The sequence below is a fragment of the Arthrobacter sp. R4 genome (assembly GCF_051365025.1).
In the GTDB taxonomy this organism is placed as follows: Bacteria; Actinomycetota; Actinomycetes; order Actinomycetales; family Micrococcaceae; genus Arthrobacter.
Genome location: NZ_JBLWIJ010000015.1, coordinates 1 through 23,121, shown reverse-complemented (window position 1 = coordinate 23,121; position 23,121 = coordinate 1). Strand labels below are relative to the sequence as shown.

The 23,121-nt window shown below is 64.2% G+C and carries 22 protein-coding genes; 13 read left to right on the top strand and 9 right to left on the bottom strand.

The features are described from left to right. The first annotated feature begins 22 nt into the window (after positions 1-22). The 3 genes from ACLKOZ_RS10135 to ACLKOZ_RS10125 all read left to right on the top strand — a co-directional run bounded on the left by ACLKOZ_RS10135 (position 23) and on the right by ACLKOZ_RS10125 (position 3,950). A complete protein-coding gene (locus ACLKOZ_RS10135) occupies positions 23-2,074 on the top strand; it encodes a PTS mannitol transporter subunit IICBA (RefSeq protein WP_436474815.1) in 2,052 nt (683 codons plus the stop codon). Then, complete coding sequence (locus ACLKOZ_RS10130) at positions 2,074-3,237, top strand: mannitol-1-phosphate 5-dehydrogenase (RefSeq protein WP_337352641.1); 1,164 nt, start codon at positions 2,074-2,076, stop codon at positions 3,235-3,237. The genes ACLKOZ_RS10135 and ACLKOZ_RS10130 overlap by 1 nt, the downstream gene beginning before the upstream one ends. Positions 3,238-3,428: 191 nt before the next feature. Beyond that, positions 3,429-3,950: an N-acetyltransferase family protein gene (locus ACLKOZ_RS10125; RefSeq protein ID WP_436474811.1), complete on the top strand. Its 522-nt coding sequence runs from the start codon at positions 3,429-3,431 to the stop codon at positions 3,948-3,950. Positions 3,951-4,034: 84 nt separating this feature from the next. Here ACLKOZ_RS10125 and ACLKOZ_RS10120 read toward each other — a convergent pair whose 3' ends face one another. From ACLKOZ_RS10120 to rraA, 3 genes are all read right to left on the bottom strand, one after another. Next, complete coding sequence (locus ACLKOZ_RS10120) at positions 4,035-5,471, bottom strand: sugar porter family MFS transporter (protein ID WP_436474809.1); 1,437 nt, start codon at positions 5,469-5,471, stop codon at positions 4,035-4,037. Between the two features lie 206 nt (positions 5,472-5,677). Continuing rightward, the gene (locus tag ACLKOZ_RS10115) at positions 5,678-7,339 is read right to left on the bottom strand and encodes an MDR family MFS transporter (RefSeq protein WP_436474807.1); all 1,662 of its coding nucleotides are present in this window, start codon (positions 7,337-7,339) and stop codon (positions 5,678-5,680) included. 115 nt (positions 7,340-7,454) lie between these two features. Continuing rightward, on the bottom strand, positions 7,455-7,952 hold the full coding sequence (rraA, locus tag ACLKOZ_RS10110; protein ID WP_436474805.1) for a ribonuclease E activity regulator RraA: 498 nt from the start codon (positions 7,950-7,952) through the stop codon (positions 7,455-7,457). Between the two features lie 120 nt (positions 7,953-8,072). On the opposite strand from rraA, the gene ACLKOZ_RS10105 reads away from it, so the two are divergent. The 7 genes from ACLKOZ_RS10105 (at position 8,073) to ACLKOZ_RS10075 (ending at position 14,289) form a co-directional block, all read left to right on the top strand. Beyond that, entirely contained in the window at positions 8,073-9,359 is a 1,287-nt protein-coding gene (locus ACLKOZ_RS10105; RefSeq protein ID WP_436474803.1) for an MFS transporter, read from the top strand. 103 nt (positions 9,360-9,462) lie between these two features. Further along, a complete protein-coding gene (locus tag ACLKOZ_RS10100; protein ID WP_436474801.1) occupies positions 9,463-10,068 on the top strand; it encodes a TetR/AcrR family transcriptional regulator in 606 nt (201 codons plus the stop codon). 290 nt (positions 10,069-10,358) lie between these two features. After that, positions 10,359-11,558, top strand: a complete 1,200-nt coding sequence (locus ACLKOZ_RS10095) for an NAD(P)-dependent malic enzyme (protein ID WP_436474799.1) — start codon at positions 10,359-10,361, stop codon at positions 11,556-11,558. 408 nt (positions 11,559-11,966) lie between these two features. Beyond that, positions 11,967-12,278 carry a hypothetical protein gene (locus tag ACLKOZ_RS10090; RefSeq protein ID WP_436474797.1) on the top strand — a complete coding sequence of 104 codons (312 nt, stop codon included), beginning with the start codon at positions 11,967-11,969 and terminating at the stop codon, positions 12,276-12,278. Positions 12,279-12,346: 68 nt separating this feature from the next. Beyond that, the gene (locus tag ACLKOZ_RS10085) at positions 12,347-12,850 is read left to right on the top strand and encodes a DUF456 domain-containing protein (RefSeq protein ID WP_337352647.1); all 504 of its coding nucleotides are present in this window, start codon (positions 12,347-12,349) and stop codon (positions 12,848-12,850) included. A gap of 59 nt (positions 12,851-12,909) precedes the next feature. After that, the gene (locus ACLKOZ_RS10080; protein ID WP_337348711.1) at positions 12,910-13,875 is read left to right on the top strand and encodes a hypothetical protein; all 966 of its coding nucleotides are present in this window, start codon (positions 12,910-12,912) and stop codon (positions 13,873-13,875) included. A 54-nt stretch (positions 13,876-13,929) separates the two neighbouring features. Continuing rightward, positions 13,930-14,289, top strand: a complete 360-nt coding sequence (locus ACLKOZ_RS10075; protein ID WP_436474795.1) for a nuclear transport factor 2 family protein — start codon at positions 13,930-13,932, stop codon at positions 14,287-14,289. A 3-nt stretch (positions 14,290-14,292) separates the two neighbouring features. Here the strand turns inward: ACLKOZ_RS10075 and ACLKOZ_RS10070 are convergent, their stop codons facing one another. Continuing rightward, entirely contained in the window at positions 14,293-14,934 is a 642-nt protein-coding gene (locus ACLKOZ_RS10070) for a LysE family translocator (RefSeq protein ID WP_436474793.1), read from the bottom strand. 104 nt (positions 14,935-15,038) lie between these two features. On the opposite strand from ACLKOZ_RS10070, the gene ACLKOZ_RS10065 reads away from it, so the two are divergent. Beyond that, positions 15,039-15,494 carry an Lrp/AsnC family transcriptional regulator gene (locus tag ACLKOZ_RS10065; protein WP_082979127.1) on the top strand — a complete coding sequence of 152 codons (456 nt, stop codon included), beginning with the start codon at positions 15,039-15,041 and terminating at the stop codon, positions 15,492-15,494. On the opposite strand, the gene ACLKOZ_RS10060 is transcribed toward ACLKOZ_RS10065, so the two are convergent. From ACLKOZ_RS10060 to ACLKOZ_RS10050, 3 genes are all read right to left on the bottom strand, one after another. Beyond that, the gene (locus tag ACLKOZ_RS10060) at positions 15,491-16,003 is read right to left on the bottom strand and encodes a hypothetical protein (RefSeq protein ID WP_337352650.1); all 513 of its coding nucleotides are present in this window, start codon (positions 16,001-16,003) and stop codon (positions 15,491-15,493) included. The two genes, ACLKOZ_RS10065 and ACLKOZ_RS10060, sit on opposite strands and share 4 nt — an antisense overlap. 137 nt (positions 16,004-16,140) lie before the next feature. Next, positions 16,141-17,628 carry a WXG100 family type VII secretion target gene (locus tag ACLKOZ_RS10055; RefSeq protein WP_436474790.1) on the bottom strand — a complete coding sequence of 496 codons (1,488 nt, stop codon included), beginning with the start codon at positions 17,626-17,628 and terminating at the stop codon, positions 16,141-16,143. Positions 17,629-17,734: 106 nt separating this feature from the next. Continuing rightward, positions 17,735-18,193 (bottom strand): Lrp/AsnC family transcriptional regulator, encoded by a 459-nt coding sequence (locus ACLKOZ_RS10050; protein ID WP_337348721.1) that lies wholly within the window; start codon positions 18,191-18,193, stop codon positions 17,735-17,737. Between the two features lie 325 nt (positions 18,194-18,518). Here ACLKOZ_RS10050 and gluQRS point away from each other — a divergent pair, with 325 nt between their 5' ends. Beyond that, complete coding sequence (gluQRS, locus tag ACLKOZ_RS10045; RefSeq protein ID WP_436474788.1) at positions 18,519-19,418, top strand: tRNA glutamyl-Q(34) synthetase GluQRS; 900 nt, start codon at positions 18,519-18,521, stop codon at positions 19,416-19,418. Positions 19,419-19,457: 39 nt separating this feature from the next. Beyond that, entirely contained in the window at positions 19,458-20,141 is a 684-nt protein-coding gene (locus tag ACLKOZ_RS10040; RefSeq protein WP_436474786.1) for an HD domain-containing protein, read from the top strand. Here ACLKOZ_RS10040 and ACLKOZ_RS10035 read toward each other — a convergent pair. Continuing rightward, positions 20,138-21,382, bottom strand: coding sequence for a low temperature requirement protein A (locus ACLKOZ_RS10035; protein ID WP_337348718.1), 1,245 nt, complete (start codon positions 21,380-21,382; stop codon positions 20,138-20,140). The genes ACLKOZ_RS10040 and ACLKOZ_RS10035 overlap by 4 nt on opposite strands. A gap of 68 nt (positions 21,383-21,450) precedes the next feature. Further along, positions 21,451-22,776 (bottom strand): ATP-binding protein, encoded by a 1,326-nt coding sequence (locus ACLKOZ_RS10030; protein WP_436474784.1) that lies wholly within the window; start codon positions 22,774-22,776, stop codon positions 21,451-21,453. Positions 22,777-23,121 lie beyond the last annotated feature (345 nt).

Genomic DNA, 23,121 nt, shown 5'->3' with positions numbered 1-23,121 from the left:
GGAATCACGGTTAGGAAATCACATGGCAACAGAGACAGTTGCAAAACCCCGTACCAGCGTGCGCGTTGGCGTCCAAAAGTTCGGGACGTTCCTGTCCGGAATGATCATGCCCAACATCGGGGCGTTCATCGCCTGGGGACTCATCACCGCCCTCTTTATCGAAAAGGGCTGGATCCCCGTTCCCCAACTGGGCGGCTTTGGTACCAATGCCGAAGGTGTGGCGAATGTTGGCCTGGTCGGTCCCATGATCACCTACCTCCTGCCGCTCCTGATTGCCTACACCGGCGGCCGCATGGTCTACGACGTCCGCGGCGGCGTGGTGGGTGCTATCGGCACCATGGGCGTCATCGTCGGCGCTGGCATCCCGATGTTCATTGGCGCCATGATCATGGGGCCCCTGGGCGGCTGGACCATGAAGAAGATCGACTCGCTCTGGGACGGCAGGATCCGCCCTGGCTTCGAGATGCTGGTGAACAATTTCTCCGCGGGCATCTGGGGCGGCCTGCTGGCCATGCTGGGCTTCTACGGGATCTCCCCACTGGTCACGGCCTTCAGCACGGCCGCCGGCAATGTGGTCCAGTTCCTGGTCAGCAACGGCCTGCTGCCCCTGACCAGCATCTTCATCGAGCCAGCCAAGGTGCTGTTCCTGAACAACGCGATCAACCACGGGGTACTTACCCCTCTGGGCATCCAGCAGTCTCTGGAGCAGGGCAAGTCCATACTGTTCCTGCTTGAGGCCAACCCCGGCCCCGGCTTCGGCATCCTGCTCGCCTACATGTTCTTCGGCCGTGGTGCAGCGAAGGCGTCCGCCCCGGGCGCTGCCATCATCCACTTCCTCGGCGGCATCCACGAAATCTACTTCCCGTACGTCCTGATGCGCCCGTTGCTGATCCTGGCTGCGATCGCTGGCGGCATGACGGGTATTGCCACGCTGTCCATCACCAACTCGGGCCTCGTGGCGCCGTCCGCTCCCGGCTCCATCATCGCGGTGCTGGCCCAGACCGCCCGGGACAGCTACCTGGGCGTGATCCTTGCAGTCCTGCTCGCCACGGCAGTTTCCTTCGTCGTCGCCTCGGTGATCCTGAAGACCACCAAGCACAGCGATGAAACGGACCTGACCGAGGCCACCAGCCGCATGGAAGCCATGAAGGGCAAGAAGAGTTCCGTCGCTTCCACGCTGACCGGCGCGGGTGCCGGCGGAGGGGTAGGGACGGCTGTCCTGGCCGGACCGGTCAGGAACATCGTCTTCGCGTGCGACGCCGGCATGGGCTCCAGTGCCATGGGCGCGTCGGTGCTGCGGAACAAGATCAAGGCCGCCGGCTTCCCGGAGGTCAAGGTCACCAACGCGGCCATCGCCAACCTGAGCGACACCTACGATGTGGTGATCACCCACCAGGACCTGACGGAACGGGCCAAGCCTGCAACCTCCAGCGCCGTCCATTACTCCGTGGACAACTTCATGAGCAGCCCGCGCTACGACGAAATTGTTGAGCTGGTCAAGAACAGCAACGCTCCGGAAACGCCTGACGCCGGTGCTGCCGCCGGCCATGGCGCCCACGCTGCGGATACTCCGGTGGACTCAGTCCCGGGTGCCACCGCTCCCGGTGACGCGGGGACAACCGCACCAGCCGCCGTCGTACCTTCCGGGATTTTAGTAGCGGACAGCGTCATCCTTAACGGCACCGCCACTACCCGCGATGCCGCGATCGATGAAGCCGGCCGGCTCCTGCTGGCCCGCGGTGCCGTGGACGAGGGCTACATCGCTGCGATGCACGAACGTGAAGAGTCGGTGTCCACGTACATGGGCAGCTACCTGGCCATCCCGCACGGCACCAACGCGGCGAAGGACCACATCAGGAAGTCCGCTGTGTCCGTGATCCGGTATCCGGAGGGCATCGACTGGAACGGCAAGGAGGTCAAGTTCGTCGTGGGCGTGGCCGGCATCAATAACGAACACCTCCACATCCTGTCCTCCATCGCGAAGGTCTTCACCAACAAGGCCCAGGTTGCCCAGCTGGAGGCCGCCACATCGGTGGACGAAGTGCTGGAGCTGTTCGGAAAGGTCAACGCATAGTGAAGGCAGTACATTTCGGGGCGGGAAACATCGGCCGTGGCTTTGTCGGGCTGCTGCTGCACCAGGCCGGGTATGAGGTGGTGTTCGCGGACGTCGCCGAGGACCTCATCAACCAGTTGGCGGCAGCTGACAGCTACAACGTCCACGAGGTAGGGGAGAACCCTACCGTCCGGACGGTCGACAACTTCCGGGCGCTGAACTCCGGCACGCACGATGCGGAGCTGGTCCGGGAAATCGCGACGGCGGACATCGTCACCACCGCCGTCGGTCCGCACATCCTGAAGTTCGTGGCGCCCGCCATCACCCGGGGCATCGCGGCGCGGGAGGCCGGACTGGCGCCCCTGCAGGTCATGGCCTGCGAGAACGCCATCAACGCCACGGACATCCTGCGCGGCGAAGTCGCCGGGCTCTGGGACGAAGCCGCCGGTTCACTTGACTCCGCGGCAGTGTTCGCAAACACAGCAGTGGACCGGATCGTGCCCAACCAGGAGCCCGGACAGGGGCTGGATGTCACGGTGGAGACGTTCTACGAATGGGTCATCGACCGGACGCCGTTTGGCGGCGTACCGCCGGTGATTCCTGGAGCCACTTTCGTGGACGAGCTCGCACCGTACATCGAACGGAAGCTCTTCACCGTGAACACGGGGCACGCTTCCGCGGCGTACTTCGGTTTTGAGGCCGGGCTGGAGAAGATTTCCGAAGCCATGGCCGACCAGGACGTTGCCGAGGATGTCCGCGCGGTCCTGGAGGAAACCAAGCAGCTCCTGGTTGCCAAGCATGGGTTCAGCAACGACGAGCAGGAAGCCTACGTTCAGAAGATCCTGGTCAGGTTCTCCAACCCGCACCTGCCGGACACCGTGAACCGGGTGGGCCGCGCCCCGCTGCGGAAACTCAGCCGGCACGAGCGGTTCATCGGCCCGGCCGCGGAGCTGGCGGAACGCGGGATCGTGCCCGAAGCGCTCCTGGGTGCGATCGCCGCAGCCCTGCGCTTCAACGACCCCGCCGACGCCGAGGCCACCGAGCTCGCGGAGATCCTGGCTTCCTCATCACCGGCCGACGCCACTGCCCGGATCACCGGGCTGGCGCCGGAGCATCCATTGTTCGAGGCCGTGTCCACCCTGGTGGAGGAACGCCAGGCGGAAGGTGCAAAGGCCCCGGCCTAGACCCTCTCTCACCACACGACGCCGGCACTCACCTCGAGTGCCGGCGTCGTGCCTTGTTGTCTCCCGGCCCTGACGCTCTGATCAGGCATGTGCAAAATCCTTCGAGTGGTCCGCCGAATGGGTGATGGCGGTTACAAAATCGGCTTTTCCACCGTACACGCGCGCCCGCAGGGCTGTGGAATGCTGGTGGGGTGACCCGGAACCCAGCTGCCCTGCCCGCTTTGTTGACTGCCGACGTCGACGGCGGGACCTTCCGCCTCCGCCACGCCTTGCCCGCCGACCTGCCCGCCATTGTGGCGCTGCTTGCCGATGATTCCCTCGGTGCCGGCCGCGAACGGGCCGAGGACATGGCCCCTTACGAGCAGGCCTTTGAAGCGATCGAGGCCGACCGGTCCCACCTTCTGGCTGTTGGTGACCTGGTGCCGCCCGGGTCCGAGGAGGGGCCCGTGGTTGCCACCTTCCAGCTGAGCTTCCTGCCTGGTATTTCGCGGCAGGGGTCCTGGCGCTCGCAGATCGAGGGTGTGCGCGTTGCGGGCAGCCTCAGGGGGCAGGGCATCGGCAACCTCATGGTGCAGTGGGCGATCGAGGAGTCCCGGCGCCGTGGTTGTTCGATGATGCAGCTAACTACTCACAAGTCCCGTACGGCCGCCCACCGGTTCTACGAGCGGCTGGGGTTCGACGCCAGCCATGAGGGCATGAAGCTGACCCTCTGAATTCCCCAACTAAGTGGCAGCAGATGCTCTTTTGAGGGCTCAAAACGACATGTGCTGCTACTTAGTTGGGCCACGCGAGGGGGGTTAGGCGGCTGCGCCCTTGCGTACAAACAGTGTCTCGGCCTGTTCCAGGGACATGCCGTTGGTCTCCGGCACTTTGAGCATCACAAAGAAGAACGACGCCGCGGCGAAGAGCGCGTACATGGCATACGTCAGCGGCAGCGAGCCGGCGGCCATGACGGGAAAGCTGAGCGTGATGGCGAAGTTGGCCACCCACTGTGCGGCGGCGGCGAGGCCCAGGGCACGGGCGCGGATCCGGGATGGGAAGATCTCGCCGAGGAGCACCCAGACCAGCGGGCCCCAGGACGCGCCAAAGCTGACCACAAAGATGTTGGCGGCCACCAGGGCTACCGGGCCCCAGGCGCCCGGCAGGGAGATGTCCGAACCTGAGCCCACGGCGGTGGAGAATGCCACGGCCATCGTGCCCAGCGACACCGCCATGCCGATGGAGCCGGCCAGCAGGATGGGGCGGCGGCCGATCCGGTCCACCAGGGCGATGGCGACGAGGGTCACCAGGATATTGGTGACCGAGGTGGCAACGGAGATGGTGAGCGAGTCCTTCTCCTGGAATCCGACAGCCTTCCACAGGGTGGTGGAGTAGTAGAAGATCACGTTGATGCCCACGAACTGCTGCAGGACGGAGAGGATGATGCCAATCCAGACGACGGCCTGCAGCCCGAAGGTTTTGCCTCGGAGGGAGCCTTTCTGGCCGGCCAGTTTGTCCTCTTCGATCGCGTCCTGGATCTCGCGGATGTGCCGGTCGGTGTCCTCGGCCGGGGCGATGGAGTCGAACACCTTGCGGGCTTCGTCTTCCTTGCCCTGGAACACCAGGAACCGTGGGGATTCCGGCAGGGTGTAAGCGATCCAGCCGTAGACTACGGCCGGAACGGCTGCGGCAAGGAACATCCAGCGCCAAGCCTCGATGCCCAGCCAGTAGGCCTGGTCCGCACCTCCGGCGTTGGTGGCGAAGAGGGCATCTGACAGGAGCGCGGCGAAGATACCGGTGGTAATGGCCAGTTGCTGCAGCGATGCCAGCCGCCCCCGGACCTGCCGTGGCGAAATCTCCGAAATGTAGGCCGGCGCGATGACCGAGGCCAGGCCGATTCCCAGGCCGCCCACGAGGCGCCAGAAGATCAGGTCCCAGACACCGAACGCAAAGCCGGTGCCCACGGCACTGACCAGGAACAGCAGGGCACCGAGCTTCATGGCCGGAATGCGGCCGTAGCGGTCGGCCACCTTGCCGGCGAGGAAAGCGCCGGCGGCGCAGCCCAGCAGGGCGATGGCCACGGCGAAGCCGGTGACGGCCTCCGAGAGCGCGAACTCGTCCTTGATGGCATCGACTGCGCCGTTCACCACGGAGGAGTCGAAACCAAACAGGAAGCCACCTACCGCGCCCGCGAGTGCCAGCCAGATCACCCGCTGGGGGATTTTGGCGGTTGTCTGCTCCTTGGCGGTGGGCATGGTGCTCCCTGGGTTTGGGGGTTGGGTGGATGCGGTGCGGACGTCGTCGGCTGCGGTACCGGCCCAGACGGCCGGCGCACACGCGCTAAACAGTGTGGCACGTCACCGCCCGCGGTTCCACTTGGGACTATCACCCTCCCAGACAGACAGACGACGACGGCGGGCCCGCGGCGCCGTCGTCGTCATCCGTCTTGCGGCTCTGGGCCTTAGTGAGCCGCCACCGCAACTGCGTCTTCCCGCGGGGCGGCCTTCGGGTCGGTCAGCTTCTTGTTCGGCAGTGCGAAGCTGATGAGGAATGCGATGCCCGTGAGCACCGCGGCGGTGAGCATCACGGTGTCGATCGCATAGGCGAAGCCCTCCGTGATGGGCCGGGTGAGCACACTGTTGGCGGAATGCAGCCAGCTGGTGTCGTTGAGGGACTCGTTGGACGCGCCGTTCTGGAAGAACTCGTAGAGCTTTGCGTTAGCCGGATCCGCCGCAACGGCCGGGTCCTTGAGGACGGCCTGGAAGTCGGCGCTTTCCATCGCGGATTTCATGCCGTCCGCGATCCGGCCCGCCGCGACGCTGAACAGCATGGAGATGAACACAGCCGTGCCCACCGCGCCGCCCATGGACCGGAAGAAGGCGGCGGAGGACGTGCCCACACCCATGTCCTTCGGCGGGACGGACACCTGCATGGCCAAGGTGAGCGGCTGCATGCAAAAGCCCAGCCCCATGCCGAAGAACACGGCAATCACGCCGGGAACCCAGAGGCCTGTGTCCACACCGAGGGACAGTCCCATGACCAGTGCAGCGGCGGTAAGGATGGCGGTGCCCGTGATGGGGAAGATCCGGTACGTGCCAGAGGCCGAAATGGTGCGGCCGGCGCTGATGGAACCGATCAGGATGCCCAGGGTGAAGGTGATCATCATCAGGCCGGCTTCAGTGGGGGTGAGGCCCTTCACGAGTTGCAGGTACATCGGCAGCATGGCGATGGCACCGAACATGCCAATGCCGATGATGAAGTTCAGCAGCGAGGACAAGCCGAACGTGGCGTTCCGGAAGAGCCGCAACGGGATCAGTGCGTAGTCGCCGGCCCGTTTTTCAGCGAGCAGGAACCAAGCGATGCCTACAACACCCAGCCCGTAGCAGAGGAAGGAGTTCATGGACGCCCAGCCCCAGCTGCGGCCCTGTTCCGCTACCAGCAGCAGCGGGACGATTGCCAGGGTGATGGCGGCAGCGCCGAAGTAGTCGATCTTCTGTTTCACGTGCTTGGCCGGCAGGTGCAGGAACAGGAACACTACGGTCAGCGCGGCCAGGCCGATGGGCAGGTTGATGAAGAACACCCAGCGCCAGCCGTCAAAGCCCAGGATGTTGGTTGATCCGGCGAACGCGCCGCCCACCACGGGGCCCAGGACCGAGGAGATGCCGAACACCGACATGAAGTAGCCCTGGTATTTGGCCCGGTCCTTCAGGGAAACGATGTCGCCGATGATGGTCAGCGCGAGGGCCAGCAGGCCGCCGGCACCTAGACCTTGGACACCGCGGGCGATGGCCAATTCCGTCATGGAGTGCACTGAGCCGGCGTAGAGCGAGCCGGCCAGGAAGATCACGATGGCGATCAGGTACAGCGGGCGACGGCCAAAGATGTCGCTCAGCTTTCCGTAGAGCGGCGTGCTCACGGTGGAGGTGATGAGGTACGCGGTGGTGGCCCACGCCTGCAGGGAGAGCCCGTCCAGGTCGTTGGCGATGGTGTAGATGGAGGTGGACACAATGGTCTGGTCCAGGGATGCCAGGAACATGCCCAGCATGAGTCCCACCATCACGGTGACGATCTGACGCTGCGTCAGGGTTTCGCCGGCGGCGCGCACAGCGGTTGTATTGGACATGACTGCTCCAGGGAAGAAAAGGGATCACGCTTGATAGTTGCTTTCGGTAACTATGTTACGTCCCGTTTCATTCCCTGAGCCATGGATTTCTCTTGCGGCCCCTTGCCGGGCGGGGTCAGCGCTCCACGAGGATGCCGTCCGGATCGCACCAGATCATGGCCCCGGTCCGGATGCTCACGCCATCGATCACAATGTCCACATCAACCTCGCCGGCTCCGTCCTTGGCACTCTTGCGCGGGTTGCTGCCCAGCGCCTTGACGCCCAGGTCCAGCCGGGCGATCGCCTCCCGGTCGCGGATGGCACCGTTAATCACGACGCCGGCCCAACCGTTCGCCACGGCGCTTTCGGCGATCATGTCCCCCATCAGGGCAGTGGCCAGGGAGCCGCCGCCGTCTACCACCAATACATGGCCGTGTCCGGGGGTGGCCAGTGTGGCCTTCACCAGGGCGTTGTCCTGGAAGCAGCGGATGGTCCGCGCCTGGCCGCTGAAATGTGACCGGCCCCCAAGGGACTGGAACTGGAGAGACACCGAGGCAAGCTCCTCCCCTCGTTCATCGTAGAGATCGGCCGTGTTGATGGCCTGGGTGGAGGGGTTTCCTGCAGCTGATGTCATGCGTTCTCCTGGGGTTTCCGGCAGTCCCTGAAAGGCAGTTGTGCCGTATGACAAGCGGGACGATGATGCCCACGATAGTCTGATTTTCAGAATCACCAACCGTTCCAGGGGGAACCAGCCATGAGCCTGTCCAACACACCCGCACCGCCGGATCCCGGCGCTGCAGCGGACGGCACGACGGCGGCCCTTGCCGAGCCGACTACGAAAGTCACCGCCCGCTGGGTCACCGGGTTGGTGCTGGTCAACGTTGGTATTAACGCCGCCTTCTTTGGGCCGATCAACGTCTTTATCGGACAGCAGGCCATCGGCATCGATGAGGCCAACAAAGAAGCGATTTTGTCGCTCGTGACCGGTTGTGGTGCTGCCGTATCCCTGGTGGCCAATCCTTTGTTTGGGGCGTTGTCTGACCGCACCACCTCGCGCTTCGGTCGCCGGTCGCCGTGGGTCCTGGCGGGTGCGATTCTGGCCACCGCGGCGCTCCTTGCCCTGTCGGGCGCCGTTACAGTGGCCCTGATGGTGCTGTTCTGGTGCCTGGTGCAGTTGGGAGCCAATGCGGCTTACGCTGCCATCACCGCTGCTGTCCCGGACCGGGTTCCCGTGCTTCAGCGCGGTGGCGTGGGCGGGCTGGCTGCCATGGGCCAGACGGTGGGAATCCTGATCGGCGCGGTTTTTGGCGCCGTCGTCAGCGGCAACTACATGGTGGGGTACGCCCTATGCGCCGCAGCGCTGATCGTGTCCATCCTGCCGTACCTGTTCCACCGCAACGACCCGCCCTTGCCAAAAGCGGAGCGCGTTCCGTTCCGGCTCGGTGAGTTTGTCCGAAGCTTCTGGATCAGCCCTGTCCGCTACCCGGACTTCGCCTGGGCCTGGCTCACGCGCTTCCTGGTCAACGTCTGCAACCAGATGACCATTGTGTACCTGCTCTTTTTCCTCCGGGACGTCCTCAAGCATGAGGACCCGGCCCTGGGGGTCCTGACCCTGACTGGCATTTACGCGGTAATGGTGATGATCACTGCGGTGGTGGCAGGCCCGTGGAGCGACCGGCTTGGCCGGCGGAAGCCGTTCGTGATCGGGTCCTCCGCCATCATTGCCGCCGCGGGACTAACAATGGCATTCTTCCCGGTCTGGAACGGCGCCCTCGTTGGGGCCGGCATCCTGGGTGTCGGGTTCGGCGCATACCTTGCCGTCGACTTTGCCCTGCTGACGCAGGTCCTTCCCCTTGCCGCGGACAGGGGAAAGGACATGGGCATCATCAATGTCGCGAACTCACTTCCGCAGGTGTTCGCGCCTGCCCTCGCATTCCTCGCCGTGACCTATTTTGGCGGGTACCTTACGTTGTTCATCACGGCCGCCGTGATCGGCCTGCTCGGTGCGGTTTTCGTGGTCAAAATTAAGAGCGTGGACTGATAGGGCCATAAACACGTGCCGTATAGTTGAACCGGACTGCAGGCGGCACGGAATGGGGACGCTCCCTGCTGCTGCACCATAAGAACACAACCCCGGAATCCTGATGCCCCAGACCATTTCAGACCATCCGCCCATGGCCGCGAGGCCTACTGCCCCACGCCAGAAACTGCGTTACGCCAGGATCCTGGAAGCAGCCGGAGGGTTCGCCCGCAAAGGGCTGGACTCGGTGGAACTGTCCGAGGTTGCGGCAAAGGCAGACGTTCCCCTCGGCACGCTCTACCGGTATTTTCCGTCACCCACCCACCTGATGCTTGCCCTCTACCGACATCAGCTGGATGAACTGCAAACAGGGACCCGCGGCGCTTCGGCCCGCTTCCGCGGGCGTGCCCTGTCCGGAGTGGTGATGGAGATCTTCCACATGCGGGTGATGCAGCCGGCCGTAGAACAGTGCCTCGCCCGTGGCGTTTACCTCAAGGATCGGGACACCACGGTGTTGCTGCGGGAAATCGACACCCTGAGCCAGGACACCGTCGCCGCCGCCAGCAACGAGGTCACAGCCAGGGTTGTGTTGCTAACGGTCACTGGTCTGGTCCAGTCTGTCCGGAACCGGCGTTTGTCCCTCTTTGAGGCGGAGGAAGACCTCAAAAAGGCGTGCTCACTGCTGGTTCCGGCCTCCTCGGAGGAATACCCAGTGCATAAATCGGCGTAACCGGTCTAGACCATTAGGCCCTTAAATCAGCCTTATTTGCGTGATCCGGCTCACAAAGCGCTCTGCATAATCGATTTTTCACCCCAAACAGCGCAACCGGCGGCCTTTTTCACCCATTGAGCCTGTTTACCATTGCAGAACCGGAGTGGCTGGAAACCCGCACCTGCAAGGACTTCACCCCGGGCCCGCCACCCCTGGGCCCGCGAAGCGCCGAATCCACCATCTTGAGCCTCCATGTGCTTGAGCCTTTCTGCGCCGTGCGCCCACGGCTAGCCCCAGGAGACAAAGACGTGTCCATTGACGCAATCGCACCCACCGACAATTCCGCAGCAACGGCCCTGACCGAAGCGGAGATCTTCGACGCCCACCAGGGCGGCAAGCTCTCGATCACCAGCACGGTTCCGCTGTCCAATAAGCGCGACCTCTCGATCGCCTATACGCCCGGCGTGGCGGAAGTAAGCCGCGCTATCCACAACAATCCGGAACTCGCCAAGACCCTGACCTGGGCCCAACGCCTGGTGGTTGTGGTCAGCGACGGCACCGCGGTGCTGGGCCTTGGCAACATCGGCGCCAGCGCTTCCCTGCCGGTCATGGAGGGCAAGTCCGCGCTGTTCAAGACGTTCGGCGACCTCGATTCCATCCCCCTGGTCCTGAACACCACCGACGTGGACGAGATCGTGGAGACCCTGGTCCGGCTGCGCCCCAGCTTCGGCGCCGTCAACCTCGAGGACATCTCCGCACCCCGCTGCTTCGAGCTGGAGGAAAAGCTCATCGAGGCGCTGGACTGCCCGGTGATGCACGATGACCAGCACGGCACCGCTGTGGTGGCCCTCGCCGCGTTGACCAACGCAGCCAAGGTGACCGGCCGCAAACTCGAAAGCCTCCGCGTGGTGGTCTCCGGCGCTGGTGCGGCCGGCATCGCTGTCGCAGAAATCTTCCTCACCGCCGGCATCCAGGACGTGGTCCTGCTCGACTCCAAGGGTGTCCTCAACAAGGACCGCGCAGACATCGCCGCCGATCCTGCCAGCAAGAAGGCCCAGATGGCCCAGCGCAGCAACCCGCGCGCCATCACCGGCGGCCCGGGCGACGCGCTGCTCAACGCCGACGTGTTCGTTGGTGTCTCCTCCTCGAAGCTGGACGAAGAACACCTGAAGCTGATGAACACCAACTCCATCGTGTTCGCCCTTTCCAACCCGGACCCCGAAGTCCTGCCCGAGGTAGCTGCCAAGTATGCCGCAGTGGTGGCCACCGGTCGCAGCGATTTCCCCAACCAGATCAACAACGTGCTCGCATTCCCGGGGATCTTCCGCGGCGCGCTCGACGCCGGCGCCCGCCGGATCACGCCCGCCATGAAGCTCGCCGCCGCGCGCGCCATCGCGGAACTGGCGGAAGCCGAGCTGTCCGCTGACTACATCGTGCCCAGCCCGCTGGACCCGCGCGTAGCACCGGCAGTGACGGCCGCCGTCGCTGCGGCCGTGGAAGCGGAGTAGTCTCCGCAGCCGGAAGCTGCATCAACGCCCGACGGCGGTACCTCCCATACCTGGGAAGTACCGCCGTTTCGCATTTATTCACGTGCAATACAAGTAATTGACTTACCTCGACTCAAAACAGCACAAGTACTGAGGTACTCACAAGTCGAGTACTAATTACTCGGGCGTGCGAGGTGTGATTTTGTCTAGCCTTGGACCAGCAAACAGGCTTTCGCCCACCGCTTTTGGGGGTGCGGTTTGTTGCTGCTGGGCAGTGGACGAAATGGAGTAGAAATTCACAACCCATGATCCGGATCCCTCGGATCGCGACTGTGAAGAGCCCGTAGCCCGGCTTAACCGGACCCTGACTATAGCGCTGGGGCAAGGTACGGGGCCGTTCTCATAGATAACGCGAGAAGGAGAATGGACATGAAGAAACTACTAGCTGCGGGTTCGGTGGCAGCATTGGTGTTGCTCGGCGGGGCCATGCCCGCCCAGGCCGTCCCAAATCTGTGTCCTGCAGGGGACTCCGGCAAGATCGATGTCAATTCGGAGGGCGCGAGCATCACGCTTGAGGCTCCCGAGGGCCAACTGATCACCCAGGTTTGCCTCAAGTCGGGCACCACAGTGGAGTACTTCACGTTTGACCCGGGCCGGGAAACAGTGACGGTGACCACCACATCGGGCAAGGGTGTCTCGCACTACTCTGTCTGGTACGACGTCGACGTCCCTGAAAGCTAGCCTGCAATAAGCGAGGAGGGGCACACGCCGGCGGCGTGTGCCCCTTTTGCCGCCCTAAACTGGGGAACATGAACTCCGAAACCGTGGTGACCATCCTGTGCGGCCTGGCGATCCTGGTGGGCGTGGCCGGCACCATCATCCCGGTCCTCCCTGGCAGCATCCTGATCGGACTCAGCCTCCTGGCGTGGGCAATCTGGGGCGGCGCCGGAGCCGCGGGCTGGGTGGTTTTCGGCGTGGGGGTGGTCTTTGTGCTGGCCGGGATGGCGGCAAGCGCCGTGCTGACCGGCCGGAAGCTCAGGGAACACCGGATCCCCAGCAGGAGTGTGGTCATCGGGCTCGTGGCCGGCGTCGCGGGCATGTTTGTCATTCCTGTGGTGGGTTTGTTTGTGGGCTTCGCCGCCGGCCTGTTGCTCAGCGAACTGCTCCGCACGCGGGATCTTGGCACGGCAACAACCACCAGCTGGGCGGCGTTGAAGGCTACCGGGCTGGGGATGCTGGTGGAGTTTGGGCTGGCCTGCCTGGCGGCGAGCACCTGGGTGATTGGGCTTTGGGTGTCCGCGGCCACCTCCTAAGCACTTCCGGCTGCCTCCCTGTTTCCCGGCGCGCGGTGCCGCGCGGCTAGCATGGAGAAATGACCGCGGGGGATGCTCTAACACCGATCTACCGGGACACCCGGGACCTCACGCCGTTTGGTCCGGTTCAGTTGCGGACGGCTGTCCGTGAACTGGCCGATGGAGTGGGCGGAATTTTGCACAGCGTCCTCGGCGGCCGGAACCAGGCGTTCCTCTCCGTGGATGGCAATATTCCGAGGCTCAAGATGCTGTCCGGAAAAACGGTCAAGGCCGTCCACGAGGCAATTTTCAGTGCACGGCAACCTGACCGGCTCATCGCTTTGGCCCGCGCCTATCCTGGCTGGGCCGGGCTCTGCTACATCATGGCCGGACTGCTGGCGTATAAGCACGGCGGGTATTTGCGGGCGGCAGAACTCCTGCAGCGGGGGCTCGCCATCAGGAACCACGACGACGCCAACCAGTATGCCTCCGTCTACCTCACGCGCGTGGTCACCCGGGTAGAGGTGGCCGAACGCGTCGAGGTCCCCGTGTTGTTCAGCGAAGAGGCAGTGTTCCTGGCACTCGCGCACTGCCTGCGGGAAATGGGTCAGCTGGAAGCCGCACTTCACACGGCTGCGCAGCTGCCGCCCTCGCTGCCTGCGGCCCTGGCGCGCTGTTCGGCGGCGTTTGCCTTGGGCCGGGACAAGCAGGTGGTGATCTGGACTGAGGGACTGCTGAACTCTGATGATCTGTCCGCTGCGTTGTTGCTGCTACGCGCCCGCTCGCTGCGGCGGCTGGGCGCCCGGGCAAAGTCCGAGGAAACCCTTCGGGAGGTTCTTCGCCGCCGGAAGACTGACATGATGCTGCGTAACGACGCCCTGACGGACCGTGCCTTCCTGCTGCTGGACAACGGCCGGAAGTCGCTCAACCCTCGGGATTGGCTGCGCGGCAGGCCTGCGGAGCTCGAAACCTTCGAAGTCATACGCAAGGACGTCGAGGAGCGGCGGCTGTGGGAACAGGAGTGGGAGAAGCTCGACGGCGAGTAAGCCGTTCGCTGTGGCAGCCTTGTGGGGCGGTCCGCTCGGGAGTACAACGGAGAAATGAGTGACGTAGTCCGGTCCTGGATGGAAAAGTACATCAGCGCGTGGACCACTAACGAGCCAGAGGACATCCGTGCGCTGTTCACTGAAGAGGCGGTGTACGCCACCCGCCCGCACGACAAGGATCCTTGGCGCGGGCGTGAGCAGATCGTGGACCGGTGGCTGGCTGCCCGCGATGAACCGGAGGAGTGGACGTTCGAGTGGTCATTATTGGGCACAGACGGCGATCTCGCTTTTGTGCAGGCCTTTACCCACTACCTGGGTGACCGGCCCAGCTACGACAACCTGTGGGTCATCCGGCTGGCTCCCGACGGGCGGGCTTCAGAATTTACGGAGTGGTTCATGGAGCGGCGGCCGTAGCCGTCAGGAGATGAACAGTGGAACCAACTGCTCGGACAGGAGCACTACGCCCAGGGCCACCATGATCACACCGCTGGCAAGGGTCACCTTCCGTGCTGCACCAGGGCGGGACTGCAGGAGTTTCCGGGCCAGGAGCGCCACGCAGGTGTAGACAATGCCGGCGAGCACCACAAACGTCAGGCCCAGCAGCCCGGACTGCACTGGCACCGGCAAGGACGCTTCTGGGCTGACGAACTGCGGCACCAGGGCCACGTAAAAGAGCAGGCCTTTGGGGTTGATGCCGCTGGTACCCATGCCCTGGAGGAACGTTCGCAGCTGGTTGGCAGTGGGAAGTCCGACGGCGTCTGCCGCGCCAAAGGATGCCCCGCGCCAGGACCGGAGCGTGCTGATGCCGAGCCACAGAAGGTAGCCCGCGCCGGCTACCGTGATCCAGGCGAGAACACCTGGCATTCCGGACAGCAGGGCCGCCAGGCCAGCCACCATCAGGATGGTGTGCAGGACGTAGCCGCCGCAGAGCCCTGCCACGGCCGGCACAAAGCTCCGCTGCCGCAGGCCCGCGGTGATGGAGTACGCCCAGTCCACCCCAGGGGTACAGGCGAGGGCGGCGGCCACCACAATAAAGGCGAAAAACAGCTGGGCGTTCACGGGTTGCTCCTGTCAGATGGCTACAGGACAAACCCTATGAACTTTGATGCCATAAGTGCTCCCTGTTTTCTCACAAGGAACCGCTGTTTCGGTAAGATTGTTGCGTGATAGACCATATTGACAGGAATATTTTGCGCCACCTCAAAGAGGACGGCCGCATGACTGCCACAGCCCTGGCCGCAAAGGTGGGACTGACTGTTGCGCCCTGCCACCGGCGGCTGCGCGATCTGGAGTCCTCCGGAGTCATTCGTGGCTACAAAGCGGACATTGATCCGGCCGCCGTGGGGCTGGGGTTCGAAGCGATTGTGTTTGTGACGCTGCGCCAGGTGGACCGTCCCACCATGGAGATCTTCGAGAACCGGGTGGCGGATAACCCCAATATTGTGGAAGCGCAACGGCTCTTCGGTTCCCCCGACTACCTGCTGAAAGTCATCGCCGAGGACCTGCCGGCGTACCAGCGCTTTTACGACGCCGAGCTCACATCGTTGCCGGGTGTTGAGCGGCTGACGTCCACGCTGGTGATGAAGAACCTGAAATCCAACGCCGGCCCGCCCGTTTAGGCTGCCGGCCTGACGTGGACGATGATCACCTGCGTGTCCTTCGTTCCGTCATACCGGAGGTCATAGTTGACGTCCAGGCCCGTGGAGGTGCCGGATGTGATGGAAAAATCGCTTTTCCGTTCCGGTTCCCGCTGGGCGCCGGCTATCCAGCGTTCTGCGGAGTCGGCGTCGATGCCGTACCGTTCCACTCCGTCCCGGATGAGCTCAAAGTACTCGTCGGGGGAGTCCGCGGTCAGGAAGTAGGTGAGTTCGCTGAAGTCCGGCCGCTTCTCGGTGGTGTTCAAGCGGATCCGGTCTGTTTCCCCGCTGATCTCGCCGCTTGGGGCAACGATGGTGAGCTTGATTTTTCCCGAGTCCCGGGTGTTGATCTCAGGCCCATAGCTGTCTTCGGTGACCCGTACGGCAGCCTTTTCCAGCCGTCCCGAGCTCATGTCCAGCCTCGCTGTCCTGGATTCGCGGATGGCGGCCACTCCGGCCGCATCGAGGGTGGAGAATTCGGAGGTGCTCATGGTGCTCCCTTGAGAGGTCGGTTCGGTGGGGGTGCCGGTCATCTGGCAGCCGGCCAGACCGAGGCAAGCGGAAAGTGCAAGAAGTACGACGGCGGCCTGCCGCCTCAGGGGCGGGCGTCCGGATATGCGCGGGAGACTCACTGGTGCACCTCGGCGTCGAAACCATCCACAAAGCGGTCCATGATGCCGGGGATGTTGTTGATTGGCCTGTACTGGTCCACACGGTCGTTGAAGTCGGAGGCGATGATCTGCCCGGCACGTGCGGGGTCACTCGCCAGGAGGTCCTGGTATGCCGGAAGGGTGTCTTGCCGGATGAGTTCCCAGCGCTGGTCGGCGTTGGAAATGTTCCCGTCGGGGAAGCCGGTGGTGAAGTCAGTGCGGAACTGCGTGGGGTTGTCCCAGTTGGTGAAGGGCACGTTTTCCGGGCCGGGGCTCTCCACGCTGAAGGTGTAAGGGAAGACCTCCGGGTAGCTCTTCGCGCCGGGAATGGAGGGCTCACCGGCCAGGGTCACCAGGTAAGTCACGGCCTCTCCGCCGGGGTGGTTGCGCATGTTGTCGTAGTCGTCCGCAATGATCTCGTTCTGTTCGCGGTAAAGGAGGGCGGTGTTGCCCTCTTGGACAAGGTCCGGATCGCCGGAATCGATCTTGGCCCACTCCTCGGCGGTACCGGCGTCAATGGCACCCGAGTCCCGTAGCCTGTTGATTTCCTCGATGCCGCCGTCCATGTAGGCCTGGTGCTGCCGCGCCTGGTCAAGGAAGATCTCCTTGTTCATGTCCAGCATGCTGGTCTCGTAGTAACGGATCTCCTCATCGGTCATCCCGGCGAGCTGTTCGATCTGGTCCAGGATGGGGAGCGGAACGTCCGAGGCCGGATTGTCCGCGATCTGCTGGGCGAGGTCGCGCAGCATCGCCATGTCCTTGAAGCCGCCCGCGAAGGACGGGCCGATCATGTTGGCCATCCCGGCCCACTGCAGGTCCGGGTTGGATAAATAGGCCTGGCCGTAGAAGTCGTAGACCTTCTTGATGGTCTCCCAGTTATGGTCCGTGCCCTTGGACGTGTCCCAGCTGGAGGGGTCTATGCCCATGTCCAGCATGGCCTGGTTGTTCCAGTAGGAGCTGAGGAAATCCGCGTATTCCTCGGAGTTCTTCTCGATCAGGCCCGAGTCGGCGGCGGCGTCCATGGCGGCTTTGGCGCCCTCAGGGTTGTTCAGGGCCCACTGCCTGAATTCGTCACTGCCGAGATATTCGGCGCGTTCCTCGGGGGTCATGCCGGTTAGGCGGTCCGTGAGATCCTGGGCGGCGCCTTCCGCTGAACCGCTTCCCCCTGGGCCGTTGCCGCCGGAACCAGTACCCCCGCTGTTACTGGCCTTCTCCTGCTCGTCGGCGTTGGCGAGCAGGATCTTTGATGCCTGCTCCAGGCCCGCCGTTGCGGACTTCAGCAGCTTCATGTGCGACGACGTCCAGTCGCTCCGGAAGCGTTCGCCGTCGTGCCCTTTCCAGGCGCCGGTGCTGATGACGCTGCTGAGCTGCGAACCGAGCAGGCTTAACCTGTTCGCGCCGCCTGCCAGGTCCTTGGCGAGCTGCCGCAACTGGGCCACGTCACCGCCGTAAAAGTTCCCCGCCATGTTTCCCCCTGAATGGATTCCCGTGCCAGCCTAGCTGCGATGGGGCTGGCAGGGCGATGGGGAGAGGTCCCCGTTGGGCTGCGCGCGGACCCCGCGGAATCGGAACTCAGTCCTTCAGCAATCCGGTGGTCCGGTAAGGGATGACCTCACGCAGGAACATGCTCGTGGATGTGCGCACAATTCCGGGGCACAGCCGGATTTCCTCTGAGACCCGGTAGAGATCGTCCGGGCTGGTGGCCACCACACGGATCAGCAGGTCGGTGTCGCCGGCCGGTGCGTGGCACTCCAGGACTTCGGGGATTTCCCGGAGCGCCGCGATCGCTTCATTGAGGTGGCTCTGATCCAGTTCCGCGCTGACTGCTGCAGCCACTCCCCGGCCCAGTGCGGAGGGTAGTACGCGGCTGCTGTTGGGACGGAGCGCGCCCGACGCCGACATCCGCTCCAGGCGCGACTGCACCGTACCGCGCGCCAGCCGAAGCCGTTGGGCCAGCACCATGATGGGAACGCGGGGGTCCTCGTCAAGGGCGCTGAGAATGCGCTTGTCGGTGGCGTCCAGTTCCTGCAATCTGATCACTTCCTGTCGATCGTGGCGGCACGTGTTAGTCAGACTGATCAATAAACACAGTGCCGGTTGTGCCAACTGTATGGCTTCTGTTCAAATTGTGGCAACAAGGACAGAGGCTACCGCCCAACCCCGCAGGCTACAGGCTCCCCGGCACACCACCCGGACCCTGGACACGCTTCCCGCAAGGAGGCCGCCGCTGATTGACACTTGTTCACACCACGGTCATTGAAGCAAACACGGCAAGAGCCCCTGAGCTCCCGACGTCGGATCTCCGAAGTCATCGGTAGCTGAGGGGCTCTTGTGTGTGCCGGACTAGGGTTGAACCATGACCCCTGCCGGCCGCTTTGCCCCCAGTCCTTCCGGTGAATTGCACGTGGGCAACCTCCGAACCGCCATGCTCGCATGGCTTTTTGCCCGATCCACGGGGCGGGATTTCCTGCTCCGGGTGGAGGACCTTGACCGCGCCCGGGCCGGAGCGGAGGCGGAGCAACTCAGGGACCTTGCGGCGATCGGCGTTACCTGGGACGGCGCGGTGGTACACCAGACGGACCGTGGTGAGGTCTACAACGACGCCATACGCCGGCTGACGGAGCTCGGCCGGACCTATGAGTGTTTCTGCACGCGCCGGGAGATCCAAGAGGCGCCGTCCGCTCCCCACGCACCGCAGGGCGCCTATCCGGGAACGTGCCGCAACCTCGATCCCGCAGAACTGGAGTTCAAGAGGTCCATGCGGCCGGCTGCACTCCGCCTGCGTTCCGCCGTGACGGAGTACACCGTCAACGATGTCCTGCATGGAGAATTCACGGGCGTGGTGGACGATTTTGTCCTGCGCCGCAACGACGGCGTGACGGCATACAACCTGGCTGTCGTGGTGGATGACGCATCGCAGGGCGTCGACCAGGTGGTCCGGGGCGATGATCTGCTGCCGTCCGCGCCTCGCCAGGCATACCTTGGGTCCCTCTTGCATATTCCGATTCCGGAATATGCCCATGTTCCGTTGGTGATGAATTCTGACGGCGCGCGGCTGGCCAAGCGCGATGGCGCAGTCACCTTGGGCGACCTCGCACGCGCGGGCGAGTCCGTTGAAGACGTCCGGGACAACCTGCTGCAGTCGCTCGGCCTGCCAGCCGGAACGTTGGACCGGGCGCTGGCAGCTTTCCGGCCGGACAGCCTCCCGCGGGATGCTTGGGTCTGGCCGGGCTCGCCGTCGGGAAGGTCGTCCTGAGGGGAACCTTCATTTGCAGGCCACGCGTAGGCTTGGGGGATGTCAGACCAGCACTCCACGGAGCACAGCCCCGCGCCCAGATTCACTGTTGAGACCGCCAAAGTCCTGGCCGAGGTGGCCCACAACCGCCAAAAGGACAAGCTGAAGCGGCCGTACCGCGACCACGTGATCGCGGTGGGGGATGCGCTGGAAGACTTCGACGATGACATCCGGATCGCCGGGTACCTGCACGACATTGCAGAGGACACGCCCATCACCAGGCAGGCCCTGCTGGACATGGGCGTCTCCGAACGTGCCGTGGGAATCATTGAACGGGTCACCAACCGGCTCCATGAGAATCCGGACGACTACGCCTCCGGAATCCGGGAAATCGCCGAAGACCACGACGCCGCCTTGGTCAAGATCGCTGACAACGCCCACAACTCACTGCCTGAGCGCGTCAAGGCGCTTGCGGAGAAGTGGCCGGACAAGCCGCCTGTCACTAAGTACAGGGATGCCCGTCCGGTACTTTATGCCGCCGTCGAGGTGGAGGAAGTCCGGAAGATCCTTGCGAGGGTAAATCCCTGGCTGCTCGAGGAGCTGGACGACAGGCTGGACGACGAAGACGACACCGACTACGAGAACCTGCCCTACGACGACGCCCCGGGGGCCGAGTCTGCGCAGACGGCTGAGCCTGTCCACGCCCCTGAAACGGCGGACAGCCGGACGGACGGGGCCTCTTAGGCTCCTGCTTTCATCCGCTCCAGCGCTGCGTTCATTCGTTCGGTGCCGTGCTTCTCGTCAATGACAATCGACACGCCCAAAGCCAGCACAATCACCAGCAGGCAAACGGGCACCGAGACCCCTGCGGCGGCGAGTCCCACGCTGCCTGCCAGCGCGACCACCACGCCAACCGCCACGGCAATGACGGTGCGGTCTGCGCAGATCATGACGCTGAAGAGCCAAGTCAAGGAGAGTTTGAACAGCGCCACAGGTATGGCGATGCTGGCTACGGCCACTGCCGCGCTGATGTGGGCCTCGTGGTCAACGTAGTACGCCGCCACATGCAGCCCGGCGCCAGTTGCGGCGATGGCCGCGAAAAGGGGCATGTGCCCGTAGCCGAAGAAGAATGAGCGGTGCCGCTGGTGGTGCAGGGCCGGGCCAGCGGGCAGGATGAAATAGATCCACCACATGCTGAAAGCCAGGGCCGTGCCGCCGAAGCCCACAAGGGCCGCATCGACGCTCCAGCCGTGGTTGGCAACGATGGCGCGCAGGGTTTCGATCGCCCCGATCAGGCATTCGCCAAGGGCAATGATGGCGAGGAGCCCGTAGCGCTCGGCGATGTGGTGTGCGTGCCACGGGGTCCGCATGCTGCGCTCCGCTGCGTAGGGAGCGAGCATTTCCAAGACAAACAGCGGCGCAGCCACGAGGAACGTCGTCAGGATGTCCGCTTCAATGATGAGTACCGCGATCCAACCCAGCTGCACCACGCCAAGATACGTGGCGTAGCGCTGACAGGTCTGCCGGCGTGCGGGATCCTGCCGTGCTGCACGTAGCCACTGGAAGACCAGGGCCAGGCGCATGATCACGTAGCCGCCCACCATCACTGCGTTGTCCACATGCTTGCCCTCGACGAGCGAATGGAACATGGGCTCGATTCCCATGGCCAGAATCAGCACGCCGAGAAGCTGGACCATGGTGACCACCCGGAACACCCAGTCGTCGGTGTCGTAGGCGCTCGCGAACCACGTGAAGTTGATCCACGCCCAGATCACCGCGAACATCGCAAAAGAGAATCCCAGCAGCCCGGCGCCGAAATGCGCTTCCGCGATCTCATGCGCGAACTGGCTGCCGGCCACTCCGAAGGCAATGACGAACGTCAGGTCGAAGAAGAGTTCCAGCGGGGTGGCCGAACGATGCTTTTCATGGGGATCCCGGCCGCCCATGCGGGAGAAGGCGTGCCGAAGCGGGTTCGAGGAGGACATGGGTCAAAGATTACCGCCAGCGCAGTAGCTGGCTCCACTGGCGGTGCAGCCACGGGCCTTGCGCGGGGCTACACCCGGCCCAGGGCGTCGATGTCCTCCAGGAAGTCCTGGTGGACCTCCGCGCTGACGGTGGTCCTCGTCTCGCCGATGGCGTCCAGGTAGTCCTGCGTGGAGGGGCCCTTCCGGACCGCCTCGCGAACGGAACCACTGCCGCCGGAAGCCGCGCCGCCGTCGGTTTCGTCGCCGTAAACAGACTTTTCCAGCGCCCGCTGGGAGGCGCTGCGGGCGGCATACTCAATGTCCGCAGGAGAGAAACCCTCGGTCCGCTCCACCAGGAGCTCCACGTCCACGTCGTCAACAACGGTCGCGGGAATGAAACGCTGCCACATCGCTTCGCGGGCCTGGCGGTCCGGCAGGCCGATCGGGATGACGTAGTCGAACCGGCCATGGCGCAGGAATGCCGTGTCCAACGCCCGGATGAAGTTCGTGGCGCACACCAGCAGTCGGCCGGGCTGTTCGCGGAACGCGGGAATGATTTTCAGGAGCTCGTTCGTGACACCCTGAAGCGGCGACGGGGGTTCACCGGACCGCTGGGAAGCGATCTCTTCCACCTCGTCGATGAACACCACGCAGTGCTCCAGCTCGGCGATCTCAAGGAAGGTCTCGCGAAGGGCGCCGGCGAGTCCTTTGGGATCGGAGGCCAGCCGGGAGGGGAATACCTCCACGAACGGCCATTCCAGCCGCGACGCGATCGCCTTCGCAAAAGTGGTCTTGCCGGTTCCGGGAGGACCAAAGAGCACCACGGCGCGCGGCGGCACCACGCCGTATTCGTCGGCGAGGTCGGCCTCAGCCAGGGGAAGGACAAGGCGCCGTTCGAGGAGTTCCTTCTCGTTCCGCATGCCGGCAACGTTCTCCCAGAGGTCCCGGGCGAGGATGCGGCCGCCCAGCTGGCCCAGCGCTCCCAGTTCCTGGCGCTGGACGGGGATGGTCCGCTCGAAGTAGCGGAGGTTCTTCTTCAAGGCGAAGCCGCGGCTGAGGAACGCCTCCACCCGGGTTTCGGACTCTGGCATCAGCGCGGACAGTTTGTTGAGGCCGTGTGGGGCCATCCGGTTTTCGACGGCGGCGAGCAGCGAAGTGCCGATCCCGCGGCCCCGATATTCCGGCAGGGTGGCCAGGAAAACGATCCAGCCTTGGTCGTGTGCGGCACGTCCGACGGCGGCGCCCACCACCATGTCTCCTTGGACAGCCACTACTGCGTGGTCCTTTTCGCACGAGGCCAATACCTCAGAAAGCGCGTAGACCGGTTCCACGTTGTTGGCCTTGAGGGTTTCCCAAAGGTGCAGGATCCCGTCCAGGTCCGCCGAGTGGAAATCCCTGATCCGCCAGTTGGTCATGCCGTGTCTCCCGGGTGGTTCGTCGTTGAACTGCTCGTTGAAGCCTTACAGAGCCGCGTTATGGGGCGCTCTGCTGAGCATAGGCGATCAGCCCCGGACGAGGGGTTGCGGGAGCGTTGCATGACAGGAGTACGACGGCGGCACCCGGGTTCCGTAGAAGCAGAACCCGGGTGCCGCAGTCGAACGTTACTGCCAGCTGGCTGGCGGAGCGCTACCTTTTGAAGGTGGCCGCCGGAGGGTTGGCGATGACGGGGGCTGTGCCGGTGAAGCCGTCGCGGGTTTCGGCGATTTCGCGGATGCGGTTGCGGCAGGCGTACCAGCCGGCGACCATGAGGGCGGAGGCGA